The organism is Nocardia aegles, assembly GCF_052545135.1.
In genome coordinates this window covers 134,715-148,853 of the sequence record NZ_JBQWRI010000005.1, presented here as the reverse complement: position 1 = coordinate 148,853, position 14,139 = coordinate 134,715, and the positions used below count along the sequence as shown (strand labels likewise).

Below are 14,139 nucleotides of genomic sequence, written 5' to 3'. Positions count from 1 at the left end.
ACGACTAGTGTCGATCCGCCGCCGAACTCGTCGGCGGGGGTGTTGAGAAACGATCGGTTTCCGAACACTCGGCGATCGGGACGGAAGTCGCAAGACGCTAACCGGTTCGATGTGTCCAAGAAGGGTGCCGGACAGCCGTGCGGGCCGATTACTGAGCGGGTATGGGGACGCGGCCCTCCGACTGTTCGGCGATCATGAGGTTGATGAAGGCCGAGCAGCTGATGAGTACGTACCGTGCGAGGGCTTGGGTGATGAACTCGGCAGGCACGGTTTCGCCTCCGTGTCGGATTCCGTCCTCATCGCTGGTCCATCCGTAGAGCTTCGACCACGCGTTCAGCAGCGCTGGGTGGGCGAAGTTGCTGATCCGCTTCAGTTCCGTCAGCGCCTGTCCGAGAGTGTCTTTGCCAGTGATCGGTGCCAGGAACGCCTCGACAGCGCTGATCGACTCCTTGATCGAGTTCGGGTAGTCCGGCTTTTCGCGGTCCGCCAGCAGGCCCAGTGCGGTCTGCAGATGGTGCTTGACCGCGTCGCTTTCGGTCGCCAGTGCGCCTTCGACCTCGGAGAGCTCGTGGCTGTCCGCGATCGGCACTACCTTGCCGGCCACCAGCCGGTACCCCGCCATGTACTTCTCCAGGACACCGTTGAAGAAGTCGACCACACTTTCGTTGATCGCGACGAGTTCCTCGAGCAAGTCGTATACCTCGTACCAGTCGCGATGTTTGATCCAGTTCTTGATCACATCATGGATCACGCGGCCGGGAAACTGGTCCAGGTCCTGCTCCATCAGATCCATCCAGATCCCGTAGAACTCGGTGAATCCTTCGCCGATCAGGTTCATTTTCCTCTCGAAGTAGAACGCGAAGGTCACGTTCCACAGCTGGGTGCGGAGAGGATCGTCCATGCTCTCGATCTGGACGACGGACCTGACAGGAACAAGTCCACGGCGCTCGGAGAATCGCATCATCAGATGATGCCGGAACGGAGCGACCAGCAACCTCATTCGGCCCCGAGTGACTAACGAGAGATGTTGCCTGATAACTACGGTTATCGAGCAACACTGCCTACGATCAGGCTGCCCGAACTGCCGGAACGCCGGTCGGCGCTACCGGTCCGATTTCCGGTTATCGGGCAACTTCGAGTGCGGGTTGGTGGCTGAGGTGAGTGTGAAGTCGACGCGGTCGGGGCCTACCCACCAGTTGACGCTGTAGCCACCGCAACGCGCAATCTGTTACGCTCAGCGCAGCGATCTTTCGCGCCCAAAATCCGGCCAACGAGCCGGATTTCTTCGTCTCGGCCAGCTTGCAGGTCCTGTCGGCCATGTTGTCACGGCTTCGAGGTGTACCTCAGGTATCGTGCTTGGCACTCCATCTGCAGGTAGCACAACTGTGCCCAGATCCGGGCCTGTGAGCAAGTTTTCCCATGTCAGAGGAGTTCCTCGCCGACACGCCGTCGGCCGTACCGAACTTTGTAGAACCTTCCGGCAAGCTGTTCGTGCAGTAGCACAACTCTGCCCATAGCCCGATCCGCGACGCCGGGTCGGGTTTTTCCATGCCCGCGCACGGGCTCACGAACTCCGTAGCGGAAACCCGTTGCGGTCCACCGGCCTGCCTCATCGGGGTCGGGCCCTACCACCCCCAGAGTGGAGGTGGCGTCTTGGAGAATCTGCTCCCTGCCGCTGTCTCTCTGGCTGAAAACCATGGCACCACCGGCGCCATTCTCCTGACGGTCTACATGGTGATCCCGCGGATCACTGCTGCCGTCGTGGAGATTCTGCCGCTGGTTTCGGAGCGCGCGAACAAACGCGCCATCCGGCTCGCCAAGGTGAACAGCCAGAAGAAGTAGCGCGCGGAAAAAATGCCCACTTCTCTGGGGAGCGGAGCCCCCAATAATATATGCCTAAGTGCGCATATGTATATAAATTCCGTAGTGCCGCAGCTGCTTCCTCTCAAGGCACCAGTAAGAATCGCGCCAGAGGCGCTGAGTACGCGGTTGCCTTCTACCCGGCGTCGGCCCGCAAGTACGCGTAGACGGTTTCGCGGCTGACGCCGAACTCCTTGGCCAGCGCGGCTTTGGATTCACCGCCGGCCGCGCGGTCGCGCAGTTGGGCGGCTTGCTCGGTGGTGAGGGCGGGTTTGCGGCCGGTGTAGGCGCCGCGGGCCTTCGCCGCGGCGATGCCCTCGCGCTGGCGTTCGAGGATGAGGGCGCGTTCGAACTCGGCGAAGGCACCCATCACGCTCAGCAGCAGGTTGGCCATCGGGGAGTCCTCCCCCGTGAAGGTCAGCGACTCCTTCACGAACTCCACCCGCACACCCTTGCCGGTCAGGGTGCGCACCAGCCGCCGCAGGTCGTCGAGGTTGCGGGCGAGGCGGTCCATGGAGTGCACGATCACGGTGTCGCCGTCGCGGACGAATGCGATCAGTTCGTCCAGCTGTGGGCGTGCGGTGTCCTTGCCGGAGGCCTTGTCGGTGAAGGTGCGCTCGACGTCGATCCCGTCGAGCTGCCGGACGGTGTTCTGGTCGACCGTGCTCACCCTGATATAGCCGACGCGCATAACTGACCTCTCCACGACTTGAAATGTCAAGTTGAAGTCTAAGAATCCAGCGGATGAGTGTCAAGAAATATAGAAGTTGACTCTATTTTGACGCTTTTCAGTCCGGTCAAGGCTGTGGTGTTGGGGTGTACCCCAAAACGACAACCCGCTCGACGACCTCATCCAGACAGCACTATCGTCCGCGGTCGCGTTGCAGCGTTTCGATCGCCTTGGCGATCAATGTCGCCCGGTCGGCGGCGGGGTAGCGTCGGCGTTCGTATTCGATCAGGCGCTGGGCGGTGGCGGTATCGCCCCCCACCATGGACAGCAGCAACCGGAAGTTGTCCGGAGGAGGTGCCGCGGCCGGTACCGGTACCGGCCGCGGCGGCTGTGGTGGTGACAGGGACAGACGCAGGGCCAAGGTGGGGTGTAGCAGTGTGGTGGTCAGTCCCACCCCGGGCTCCAGCAATGCGTCGAGCCACCCGCCGAGAAGTATCCCAACCAGGCCTGCGCCGACCACCGAGGCGCCTATCGTGATCAGATGGATGCCGGTCTCGTGGGACTGCTCCTTGACCGCTTCGTCATAGGTGGTTCTGCGGCCGGTCCTCACACCGTTCTCGTATTCCACGCATTCGGTGTCGGGGCTCATCGGCTTTCGGTCGCACATCGGAGCAGCGGCCGGGTCCTTGGACAAGTTGATGACTCCGATCGCGATCGGGACCAAGCCCACCAACAAGCACAGAAGCGCGCCGGCAGTGAGCAAACTGGCCAGAGCCTTGCCGAACCCTCGCACTTGCGCCGCCCTCCCACCCAGGGAGGTTCCCCACCTGCCCCGACCGTCGATACACGACCAGCCCCCACGATGCTGGACTGCCCGGCCGGTATCCGTAGATCAGCCAGGTAGTCCAGAATAGCTGGTGACTGGCACGCTAACCCGAATTCCCCTGTCGCTCGGTTCATTCGGGTGCCGATGACAGCGGATCCACCGCTTCGCGCTGCCGTGTGTGGTCTGCCGCAGCATCCGCCGAAAGACCACCGGATTTGCTGGTCAAACGGCACATTTCGACCTCAGCCAGGGTTGCTGGGCAGGTGACTTTGTTGCGGTTGACGCTCCCCGGGCACCTCACCGACGAGGACGAGAGCGCCCCCGCGGACATCGCCGGCCTCAGTGCTCATCGCGTCCACTCTCGTCGCCCGTCTCCTGGTTGTCGACGGGGTGTAGAACGATCCTCAGCGAGGTGCGTGCAAGGCGGCGTGTAGCGTGGCCGCCCACTGCTCGACTATCCGCTTGCGGCGGGCCGAGTCGTCGGTGAGGACGTCGGCCAAGCCCAGGCCACGGGCCATGTCCAGGGTCGCTTGGACCAGGTGGTGGGTGACGGGATCGGAATCGTCGACGCCGAGGGCCTCGATCGCGCGGCGGTGCGACGCGCGGCCGAAGCGGGCTTCCAGCGGAACGATCCGTTCGCGCAGCACCGGGTCGGCGGCCGCGTGCGTCCACACCTGCAACGCTGCTTTGAACAGCGGACTGGTGTACGACTCGACCAGCCCCGCCACCACCGCTTCGGTGCGGGCGACGCCGTCGCCGAGCTGCGTCAGCGTCGAGGCCTCCTGCACCGCCTGTCCGCTGCGGGTGTCGAACATGTACTCCAGGGCGGCGGTGATCAGATCCTCTCTGGTGGGAAAGTGATGCTGCGCCGCGCCACGCGACACCCCGGCCCGTTCGGCGACGACCGCGACCGTCGCGGCCGCCCAGCCCATTTCGGCCAGACAGTCGATGGTCGCCTCGAGCAGGCGCTGCCGAGTGGCTCGGCTGCGGTCCTGCTTCGGTTCGTGGGGTGTCGCCATGGTCGTCATTCTGCCCAGCTCGGCGGACGACGCTGCACAAAGGCCAGTATGCCCTCGTGCACTTCAGGGGTGCCGAAGAAGCTCGCCGAGCGCCGCGCGAGCTCCTCAGCGGAGGCATCGAACTCGGCGAGGATGCTCGCGTTGACCAACCGCTTGGCCTCGGCCAGCCCCCGCGGGGAGCCCTTGCGCAGCTCCCCGCACAGCCGCGCCACCTCGGCGGCCGGATCCTCGGCGGTCACCGTGACCAGGCCGATCGCCGCGGCGACGGCGGCGTCGAACTTCTCGCCGGTGAGGTAGTACCGTCCGGCCGCCCGCGGGTCGATCCTGGGCAGCAAGGTCAGCGAGATCATGAACGGCGCCAGCCCGATCCGCACTTCGGTGAGCGCGAAACTGCTGCCCGGCCCGGCCACCACGATGTCGCAACCGGCCACGATGCCCATGCCGCCGGCCCGCACGTTGCCGTCGACCCGCGCGATCACCGGCTTCGGGATCTCCACCAGCCTGCGCAGCACGCCGATCATGACCCGGGTGCGCTCGTCGGCGGCCACGGCCGGATCGGCATCGCCCGCCTCGCTCAGATCGGCGCCCGCGCAGAAGGTGTTACCGGTGTGCGCGAGCACGATGACGCGCACCTTCTCGTCGGCAGCCGCGTCGTCGAGTCCGCGCACCAGTTCGGCGACCAGCTTGGACGACAGCGCGTTGCGGTTGTGCGGCGAGTCGAAGGTGAGCGTCGCGACGCCCGCGCTCACCTCGTAGCGGACGAACGGAGCCGTCTCGGTCATACGCGTCCTCTCAGTACGACTTCGGCAGGCCCAGCGAGTACTGGGCGACGAAGTTCAGGACCATTTCCCGGCTCACCGGCGCGATGCGTCCGATGCGAGCGGCCGCGAGCATGGCCGCCAGGCCGACGTCCTTGGTCAGGCCGGAGCCGCCATGGGTCTGGACAGCCTGGTCGAGCGCCTTGATGCCGGCTTCCGCGGCGGCGTATTTCGCCATGTTGGCCGCCTCGGCGGCGCCCATCTCGTCGCCGGCGTCGTACAGGATCGCGGCCTTCTGCATCATCAGCTTCGCCAGCTCCACTTCGATCTTCACCTGCGCCAGCGGATGCGCGATGCCCTGGTGCGCACCGATCGGCGTCTTCCAGACCGTGCGCTGCTTGGCGTACTCCACGGCGCGGTCGATGGCGTAGCGGCCCATGCCGATCGCCATGGCCGCGCCCATGATCCGCTCCGGGTTCAGGCCCGCGAACAGCTGCATCAGCGCCGCGTCCGCCCTGCCGACCAGCGCGGTGGACGGCAGCCGGATGTCGTCGAGGAACAGGGTGTACTGGTGATCGGGCTCGATGATGTCCATCTCCTGCGCCGTCTTGGTGAAGCCTTCGGCGTCGGTCGGCACGATGAACAGCGCGGGCGCGAGTTTGCCGGTCTTGCGGTCAGAGGTCCTGGCCACGATCAGTACGGCCTCGGCCTGGTCGACGCCGGAGATGAAGATCTTGCGGCCGTTGAGGATCCAGTCGTCGCCGTCGCGGCGCGCGGTGGTGGTGATCTGGTGGGTGTTGGAGCCCGCGTCCGGCTCGGTGATGCCGAAGACCATCTTGCCGGAGCCGTCGGCGAGCTTGGGCAACCATTCCCGCTTCTGCTCGTCGGTGCCGTACTTGGCGATGATGGTGCCGCAGATGGCCGGGGACACCACCATCAGCAGCAGGCCCGCGCCCTGCGCGGACAGCTCCTCCAGCACCAGCGACAGCTCGTACATGCCCGCGCCGCCGCCACCGTATTCCTCCGGCAGGTTCACGCCGAGGAAGCCGAGTTCGCCCGCCTCTTGCCACAATTCGTCCAGCGGTTCGTTCTTGCGGGCCTTCGGCAGCACGTAGTCGCGGTAGTTGTACTTCGCGGCCAGCGCGGCGACGGCGGCCCGCAGCGCCTTCTGCTCCTCGGTTTCGATGAACGGGCCACCCGGCACGCCGCTCACCGAATCGCCGCGCGATGCTGTAGTCATAACGTCTCCTGGTTTGCTACGGGTTCGATGACCGCGAGCACGGCGCCGACGTCGACCTGCTGGCCGACGGTGACGTTGACGGCGCTGAGCACGCCCGCGGCGGGCGCGGCGATGGTGTGCTCCATCTTCATCGCCTCCAGCCATAGGATCGGCTGACCCGGTTCGACGTGGCTGCCGACCTCGGCGCCGAGCCGGAGCACACTGCCCGGCATGGGCGCCAGCAGAGAGCCGGTGGCCACCTGGTCGGCCGGGTCGCTGAAGCGCGGCAGCCTGCGCAGCGCCACCGGGCCCAGCGGTGAGTCGACGTAGACCTGGTCGCCGTAGCGGGCGACCTCGAACTGCCTGCGCACCGGGCCGCGTTCGCCCGGGACCGACAGCACGACGCGATCGGCAGCCGACTCGACGAGAGCGAGACCCTCATGACCGTCCACGGTGACGCCGGTCCGGCCGAACCGGTAACCCACCTCATGCGTCCCGGTGGCCCGGCTTTCGTAGGACTTGCGCTGCGACTGCGCGGGCAGGTTGCGCCACCCGCTGGGCAGCCCGCCGCCCACCCGGGCGCTGCGGCGGTTGGCGGCGGCCTCGGCGAGCGCGGCGGCCACGATGGACAGCGCCTCGTCGGACTCCGGCACCAGCGGCGCGGCCAAGGCCTCCAGTCCGTGTGTGGCGAAGAACGCGGTGTCGGTGTCGCCGGCCAGGAAGGCGGGATGACGCAGTACGCGCACCAGCAGGTCCCGGTTGGTCACCAGGCCATGGATCTTCGCGCGGTGCAGTGCCGAAGCCAGCAATCGCGCTGCCTCGGCCCGCGTTTCGGCGTACGCGATGACCTTGGCCAGCATCGGGTCGTAATGCACGCCGACCACCGAGCCGTCCACCACGCCCGTGTCCAGCCGCACGCCCGGGCGGTCCAGCACGTCGAACTCGGTGCGTACCGACGGGATAGCGATCCGGTGCAGGGTTCCGCTCTGCGGCTGCCAGTCGTGCGCCGGGTCCTCGGCGTAGAGCCGGACCTCGATCGCATGTCCGCGCATCGCCGGCGGTTGCGCGGGCAGCGCGCCACCCGCGGCGACGTCCAGTTGCAGCCGGACCAGATCCAGCCCGGTAGTGCATTCGGTGACCGGATGCTCTACTTGCAGACGGGTGTTCATCTCCAGGAAGAAGAACTCGCCCTGCTCGTCGGCGAGGAACTCGACGGTGCCCGCACCGGTGTAGCCGATCGCGCCCGCCGCCAGCCGCGCCGCCTCGAACAGCCGCGCCCGCATGCCCTCGGTGCGCTCCACCAGCGGCGACGGAGCCTCCTCGATCACCTTCTGATGCCGACGCTGGATCGAGCACTCGCGCTCGCCGACGGCCCAGATCGTGCCGTGCGCGTCGGCCATCACCTGGACTTCGATGTGCCTGCCGGTCTCCAGGTAGCGTTCGCAGAAGACCGTCGGATCGCCGAAGGCGGATTCCGCCTCGCGCCGGGCGGCCTCGATCTGCGCGGCCAGATCGGCCGGCTCGCGGACCACGCGCATGCCGCGCCCGCCGCCGCCCGCGGACGCCTTGATCAGCACCGGCAGGTGCGCGGCGGTGACCTCGGCCGGGTCCAGTTCGGCGAGCACCGGCACGCCCGCGGCGTCCATCATCTTCTTCGCGGCGACCTTCGAGCCCATCTGCTCGATCGCCTCGACGGGCGGGCCGATCCAGATCAACCCGGCGTCGAGCACGGCCTTGGCGAATTCGGCGTTCTCCGAGAGGAACCCGTATCCGGGGTGGATGGCGTCGGCGCCTGCGGCGAGCGCGGCCTCGATGATCAGCTCACCGCGCAGGTAGGTCTCCGCAGGTGTGTCGCCGGGCAGGCGCACCGCTGCGTCCGCCTCGGTGACGTGCGGCGCGGCGGCATCCGCGTCGGAGTACACCGCGACGGTGCCCAGACCCGTCCGGCGGCAGGTCGCGAAGACCCGGCGGGCGATTTCGCCACGGTTGGCGACGAGAACGTTCGTGATCAGCGCACCTGTCATGTTCGGCCTCACATTCGGAAGACGCCGAAGCCGTCGGCGCCGTTGATCGGGGCGTTGTGAACGGCCGACAGGGACATTCCCAACACGGTGCGGGTGTCGCGCGGGTCGATGACGCCGTCGTCGTAGAGCCGCCCGGACATGAACATCGCCAGCGATTCGGCCTCGATCTGCGCCTCCACCATGGCGCGCATCCCGGCGTCGGCCTCCTCGTCGAACGGCACGCCCTTGGCCTCGGCGGCGGCCCGGCCCACGATCGAGATGACGCCCGCCAGCTGCGCGCCGCCCATGACGGCGGATTTCGCGCTGGGCCAGGCGAAGAGGAAGCGCGGGTCGTAGGCCCGGCCGCACATGCCGTAGTGACCCGCGCCGTAGGACGCGCCCATCAGCACCGAGATGTGCGGCACCTTCGAGTTGGAGACCGCGTTGATCATCATCGCACCGTGCTTGATGATGCCCTTCTGCTCGTACTCCTTGCCGACCATGTAGCCGGTGGTGTTGTGCAGGAACAGCAGCGGGGTGTTCGTCTTGTTGGCCAGCTGGATGAACTGGGTGGCCTTCTGCGATTCCTCGGAGAACAGCACACCGCGCGCGTTGGCCAGGATGCCGACCGGATATCCGTGCAGCTCAGCCCATCCGGTGACCAGGCTGCTGCCGTAGAGCGGCTTGAACTCGTCGAAGTCCGACCCGTCCACGATGCGCGCGATCACCTCGCGCGGGTCGAACGGAGTCTTCAGATCCGGCGGCACGATGCCGAGCAGATCCTCCGCGTCGTAGAGCGGCTCGAGCACCTGGGCGCGCGGGGCGGGGCCCTGCTTGCGCCAGTTCAGCCGCTTGACAATGGAGCGGCCGATGCGGATGGCGTCCTGCTCGTCCACCGCGAAGTAGTCCGCGAGGCCGGAGACCCGCGCGTGCATGTCCGCGCCGCCGAGCGATTCGTCGTCGGACTCCTCACCGGTGGCCATCTTGACCAGCGGCGGGCCGCCGAGGAACACCTTGGAGCGCTCTTTGACCATCACCACGTGATCGGACATGCCGGGGATGTAGGCGCCGCCCGCGGTGGAGTTGCCGAATACCAGCGCGATGGTCGGGATGCCCGCCGCCGAGGCCTGGGTGAGGTCGCGGAACATCCGGCCGCCCGGGACGAAGACCTCCTTCTGCGTGGGCAGGTCCGCGCCGCCGGACTCCACCAGCGAGATCACCGGCAGCCGGTTCTCCCGCACGATGTCGTTGACGCGCAACGTCTTGCGCAGCGTCCACGGATTCGAGGTGCCGCCGCGCACGGTTGGATCGGGCGCGACGATCATGCACTCGACGCCCTCCACGATGCCGATACCCGCGACTGTGCTGCCGCCGACGTGGAATTCGCTGCCCCAGCCCGCCAGCGGGCACAGCTCCAGGAACGGCGAGTCCTCGTCGACGAGCAGTTCGATGCGTTCGCGGGCGGTCAGCTTGCCGCGTTTGCGATGCCGCGCCAGCTTGTCCGGCCCGCCGCCCGCGATGGCCTTGGCGAACTCCGCCTCGACCTCGGCGACTTTGGCGGTCATGGCCTCCGCCGCCGCCGCGTACTCGGGGGCGGTGGTGTCCAAGGTGCTGCGCAGAATGGTCATGCCTGGTATCCCAATCGTTTCGCCGCCAGTCCGGTCAGTATTTCCGTGGTGCCGCCGCCGATGCCGAGGATGCGCATGTCCCGGTACTGACGCTCGATCTCGGATTCGCGCATGTAACCGAGACCGCCGAACAACTGGACGGCCTGGTTGGCCACCCACTCGCCCGCCGCCACCGCGGTGTTCTTCGCGAAGCACACCTCGGCGATGAGGTCGGTCTCGCCTTCGGCGCTGCGCTGCACCACATTCCGGGTGTAGACGCGGGCGACATCGATGCGCCGCGCCATCTCGGTGACCGTGTTCTGCACCGCCTGCCTGCTGATCAGTGGACGACCGAAGGTTTCGCGGTGGCGCACCCACTCCAAGGTCAGATCCAGGCAGCGCTGCGCGCTGGAATACGCCTGCACCGCGAGGCCGACCCGCTCGCTGACGAACGCGCCCACGATCTGGGAGAATCCGGAATTCTCCGGGCCGACCAGGTTCTGCGTCGGCACCCGGACGTCGACGTAGGACAGCTCGGCGGTGTCGGAGGCCAGCCAGCCCATCTTGTCCAGCTTGCGGCCGACCGTGCAGCCGGGCGTGTCCTTGTCGACGATGAGCAACGAGATGCCGCCGGAGCCGGGTCCGCCGGTGCGCACGGCAGTGACCACGAAGTCGGCGCGGACGCCCGAGGTGATGTAGGTCTTGGCGCCGTTGACGATGTAGTGGTCGCCGTCGCGGCGGGCGGTGGTGGTGAGGTGCCCGACGTCGGAGCCGCCGCCGGGCTCGGTGATCGCGAGCGAACCGATCTTCGCGCCGGCGAGCGTCGGCTTCACCCAGCGCTCGATCTGCTCGGCGTTGCCCGAGGCGATGATGTGCGGCACGGCGATGCCGCAGGTGAACAGCGAGGCGAACAACCCCCCGGACGCACCGGCCTGGTGCATCTCCTCGCAGACAATCATGGCGTCCACGCCGTCGCCGCCGCAACCGCCGGCGGATTCCGGGAACTGCACGCCGAGCAGGCCCAGCTCACCCGCCTTCTGGTGCAGCTCGCGCGGGATCTCGCCGGCGCGCTCCCAGCCGTCCAAGTACGGCAGGATCTCGCGCTGCACGAACCCCCGCACCGTGGAACGCAATTCGCGGCGTTCCGGCGTTTCCCAGAGTTTCGTCATGCGGTGTCCTCTCTCGCATGGCCGGGGCCCCTGCGTGGTGACGCGAGCTGCCGCCTCCGGGCCTGACCGGTCATGCGAAAAGCTCCACTGGAATGTCGAGGTGACGAGACCGCAGCCATTCGCCGAGTCCCTTGGCCTGCGGGTCGAAGCGGGCCTGATACGCCACGCCGAGTCCGAGTAAGCCTTCGATGACGAAGTTCAGCGCCCGCAGATTGGGCAGGACGTGCCGGGTGACGGTCAGCGAAGCCGCCTCGGGGAGTAGTTCTTTGACCCGCTCCACGGTGAGCGTGTGCACCAGCCAGCGCCATTGCTCGTCGGTGCGCACCCACACGCCGACATTCGCGTCACCGCCTTTGTCGCCGCTGCGGGCCAGCGCGATGGTTCCCAGCGGCAGGCGGCGGGTTTCCCCGGCGGGCAGCGGCTCCGGGGCGGGGGGCTCGGCGACGGCGGCGAGTTCGGCGGTCTCCGCCGGCGGTGCGATCTCGACGCGGGCGCCGTCCGGCAGCACCGCCGTGTGCGGCACTTCGGCGGCGTCGACGAAACCGGGGGTGAACACGCCGTAGGGAGAACCGTTGCCCGGCAAGGTGGTGAAACTGCATCCCGGGTAGCTGGCCAGCGCGAGCTCCACCGCGACGTTGGAGAACGAGCGTCCGACCTTGCCGGGGTCCGGGTCGCGCACCACGCAGCGCAGCAGCGCGCTGGCCTGCTCCTCGGTTTCGGCGTCCGGGCGGTCCAGGCGGGCGAGGGTCCAGGTCAGCTCGGCGGGGCGGGTCGGCAGCCAGGACTCCAGCTGACGTCGCGCCAGTTCCGCTTTCGCCTCGATATCCAGACCGGTGAGCACGAATTCCATCTCGTTGCGGAAGCCGCCGAGGGTGTTCAGCGAGACCTTGAGCCGGGGCGGCGGGGCCGCACCGGTGACGCCGCTGATCCGCACCCGGTCCGGGCCGTCCTGGTCGAGCCGGATGGTGTCCAGCCGGGAGGTGACATCCGGCCCGGCGTAGCGCACTCCCTGGACCTCGTACATGAGCTGGGCCTCGACCGTGTCGACGGTGACCGCGCCTCCGGTGCCCGCGTGCTTGGTGATGACGCTGCTGCCGTCGGCGTGGAGCTCCGCGATCGGGAAGCCCGGCCTGCCCAGATCGGCGAGTTCGGTGAAGAAGGCGTAGTTGCCGCCGGTTGCCTGGGTGCCGCACTCGATGACGTGCCCGGCCACCACCGCGCCGGCCAGGCGGTCGTAATCGGTTCGGCCCCAACCGAAGTGCGCGGCAGCCGGGCCGACGACCACGGACGCGTCGGTGACCCGGCCGGTGACCACGATGTCCGCGCCCGCGTTCAGGCATTCGACGATGCCCCATGCGCCGAGGTAGGCGTTGGCGGTCAGCGGCGCGCCGAAGCCGAGGGCGGCGGCGCGCGCGAGCAGGTCGTCGCCCTCGACGTGCGCGACCTTGGCGTCCAGCCCGAGGTCGGCGGCGACCTTGCGCACACGTTCGGCCAGGCCGGCCGGGTTGAGGCCGCCCGCGTTCGCCACGATCCGCACGTTGCGTTCGAGCGCCAGCCCGAGGCAGTCCTCGATCTGCGCGACGAAGGTCTTGGCGTAGCCGAGGTCCGGGTCCTTCAGCCGGTCCCGGCCGAGGATCAGCATGGTGAGTTCGGCGAGATAGTCGCCGGTGAGGACGTCGAGTTGCCCGCCTTCCAGCATCTCGCGCATGGCACCGAGCCGATCACCGTAGAAGCCGGAACAGTTGCCGATCCGGAGCACGTCCGGGTCGGCGGCCAGCATACTCATCAGCGGGAATGCCTCCTGTGCGGCGAACTGTCAGGATGAGCCGCCTGCCGCACCCGTGAAGTCCGCGTTCCGTGACCAGCATCACACCGCGCCCCGAAAAAAGCAAGCATGAGTGATTGTTAATTGCCGCCCCGCCACCCCGGCCGCTGCCCGGCCGAGCAGCCTGGAGCAAGATGTGCAGCGTGTCCAGCGACGTCACCGTGATCGTTCTGTTCGCCCTGTCGGGCTTCCTGCTCGGCGGCGTCTACACCACCTGGAAGACGGCCCGGCCGCTGTCGATCGCACTGGCCGCCTGCGCCGTCCTCGCCGCGGGCGGCGCGCTGGCCTGGTGGCTCGGATGAGCCGAGCGACGGCGAGGCGGCTCAGCCCTTCGACAGCCGGAAGATCCGCAGGTCGTCGGGGACTCCATTGAGCGCAGCGGCGAAGAAGCCGCGCTGATACTGCTTGACCGCCAAACCCAGTTCCGCCGGCGTCTCTCGCCGCAACGCCTGGAGCGTGGCCTCCGACAGCATGGTGTTGCCGTTGCCGCCCGCCTCCATGACCCGGGCCGCGATGGTGACGTCCACCCCGAGCCAATCGCCCCCGATCTCGCGCGGGGAGCCGGTGTGCAAACCGATTCGCATCCGCGGGGTATAGCCGTGCACCCGCACGTCGGACAGGTTGCGTTTGGCGGCCACGGCTGCGCGCACCGCCCGGTCGGCCGTGGGGAACACCGCCATCAAGCCGTCGCCCATGCGCTTGACCACGTGTCCGCCGCGATCGGCGATCGGCGGCTCGATGGCCGTGGCCACCATGCGCAGCAGTTCGAGGGTGGCCTCATCACCGGCCGAGAGCGACCAGCGCGAGAAGGCCACCAGGTCGGTAAACATTACAGTTACTTCTTGGCTACCTTTGCCGCGTCCCATCCGCTCCAGGGCGGCCTGCCAGACCTGCAAAGCGCCGAAGCCGATCTCTCGCGCGGCGCTCGGGGCGTCGCCGACCAGCTTGTCCGCTGCCCGCGCGACCGCTCGCGCGCCACCGGGCCCGGAAACCGACAACGGGTCGCCGAAAGCCGGGTCACCCGGCAACTGCTCCCGCGCCTTGCGCAGCGCGCCGATCAGGCCCATCCGCTGATTCGCCGCGCTCACCAGCGCAGATAGCTGACCACGGCAGGATCCGCCAGAACGGCGGTGAGCATCGGACGGCTCCAATGGAATGACCGCCTCGGGCGGTACGCCGCCAT

The 14,139-nt window shown here is 67.8% G+C and carries 13 protein-coding genes; 2 read left to right on the top strand and 11 right to left on the bottom strand.

Features of this window, described 5'->3' with window-relative positions:
* Positions 1-148: 148 nt before the first annotated feature.
* Positions 149-961: an AbiJ-NTD4 domain-containing protein gene (locus ACT89H_RS16365; protein ID WP_445109475.1), complete on the bottom strand. Its 813-nt coding sequence runs from the start codon at positions 959-961 to the stop codon at positions 149-151.
* A gap of 692 nt (positions 962-1,653) precedes the next feature.
* Between ACT89H_RS16365 and ACT89H_RS16360 the strand changes: the two genes are divergently transcribed.
* Complete coding sequence (locus ACT89H_RS16360) at positions 1,654-1,842, top strand: hypothetical protein (protein WP_445109474.1); 189 nt, start codon at positions 1,654-1,656, stop codon at positions 1,840-1,842.
* Positions 1,843-1,996: 154 nt separating this feature from the next.
* Here the strand turns inward: ACT89H_RS16360 and ACT89H_RS16355 are convergent, their stop codons facing one another.
* From ACT89H_RS16355 to ACT89H_RS16315, 9 genes are all read right to left on the bottom strand, one after another.
* Entirely contained in the window at positions 1,997-2,551 is a 555-nt protein-coding gene (locus ACT89H_RS16355; RefSeq protein WP_445109768.1) for a recombinase family protein, read from the bottom strand.
* A 172-nt stretch (positions 2,552-2,723) separates the two neighbouring features.
* Positions 2,724-3,179, bottom strand: coding sequence for a hypothetical protein (locus ACT89H_RS16350; protein WP_445109473.1), 456 nt, complete (start codon positions 3,177-3,179; stop codon positions 2,724-2,726).
* A 581-nt stretch (positions 3,180-3,760) separates the two neighbouring features.
* Entirely contained in the window at positions 3,761-4,375 is a 615-nt protein-coding gene (locus tag ACT89H_RS16345) for a TetR/AcrR family transcriptional regulator (RefSeq protein WP_445109472.1), read from the bottom strand.
* A 5-nt stretch (positions 4,376-4,380) separates the two neighbouring features.
* Positions 4,381-5,157 carry an enoyl-CoA hydratase family protein gene (locus ACT89H_RS16340; protein ID WP_445109471.1) on the bottom strand — a complete coding sequence of 259 codons (777 nt, stop codon included), beginning with the start codon at positions 5,155-5,157 and terminating at the stop codon, positions 4,381-4,383.
* A gap of 10 nt (positions 5,158-5,167) precedes the next feature.
* A complete protein-coding gene (locus ACT89H_RS16335) occupies positions 5,168-6,373 on the bottom strand; it encodes an acyl-CoA dehydrogenase family protein (protein WP_445109470.1) in 1,206 nt (401 codons plus the stop codon).
* The gene (locus ACT89H_RS16330; protein WP_445109469.1) at positions 6,370-8,376 is read right to left on the bottom strand and encodes an acetyl/propionyl/methylcrotonyl-CoA carboxylase subunit alpha; all 2,007 of its coding nucleotides are present in this window, start codon (positions 8,374-8,376) and stop codon (positions 6,370-6,372) included. Before ACT89H_RS16330 ends, ACT89H_RS16335 begins: the two co-directional genes overlap by 4 nt.
* A gap of 8 nt (positions 8,377-8,384) precedes the next feature.
* Complete coding sequence (locus ACT89H_RS16325) at positions 8,385-9,983, bottom strand: acyl-CoA carboxylase subunit beta (protein WP_445109468.1); 1,599 nt, start codon at positions 9,981-9,983, stop codon at positions 8,385-8,387.
* A complete protein-coding gene (locus tag ACT89H_RS16320) occupies positions 9,980-11,131 on the bottom strand; it encodes an acyl-CoA dehydrogenase family protein (protein ID WP_445109467.1) in 1,152 nt (383 codons plus the stop codon). The genes ACT89H_RS16325 and ACT89H_RS16320 overlap by 4 nt, the downstream gene beginning before the upstream one ends.
* 70 nt (positions 11,132-11,201) lie before the next feature.
* On the bottom strand, positions 11,202-12,917 hold the full coding sequence (locus ACT89H_RS16315) for an acyclic terpene utilization AtuA family protein (protein ID WP_445109466.1): 1,716 nt from the start codon (positions 12,915-12,917) through the stop codon (positions 11,202-11,204).
* A 173-nt stretch (positions 12,918-13,090) separates the two neighbouring features.
* On the opposite strand from ACT89H_RS16315, the gene ACT89H_RS16310 reads away from it, so the two are divergent.
* Complete coding sequence (locus ACT89H_RS16310) at positions 13,091-13,258, top strand: CG2302 family histidine operon protein (RefSeq protein WP_498049535.1); 168 nt, start codon at positions 13,091-13,093, stop codon at positions 13,256-13,258.
* Positions 13,259-13,279: 21 nt separating this feature from the next.
* On the opposite strand, the gene ACT89H_RS16305 is transcribed toward ACT89H_RS16310, so the two are convergent.
* Positions 13,280-14,023 carry an adenylate/guanylate cyclase domain-containing protein gene (locus tag ACT89H_RS16305; RefSeq protein WP_445109767.1) on the bottom strand — a complete coding sequence of 248 codons (744 nt, stop codon included), beginning with the start codon at positions 14,021-14,023 and terminating at the stop codon, positions 13,280-13,282.
* Positions 14,024-14,139: the final 116 nt, after the last annotated feature.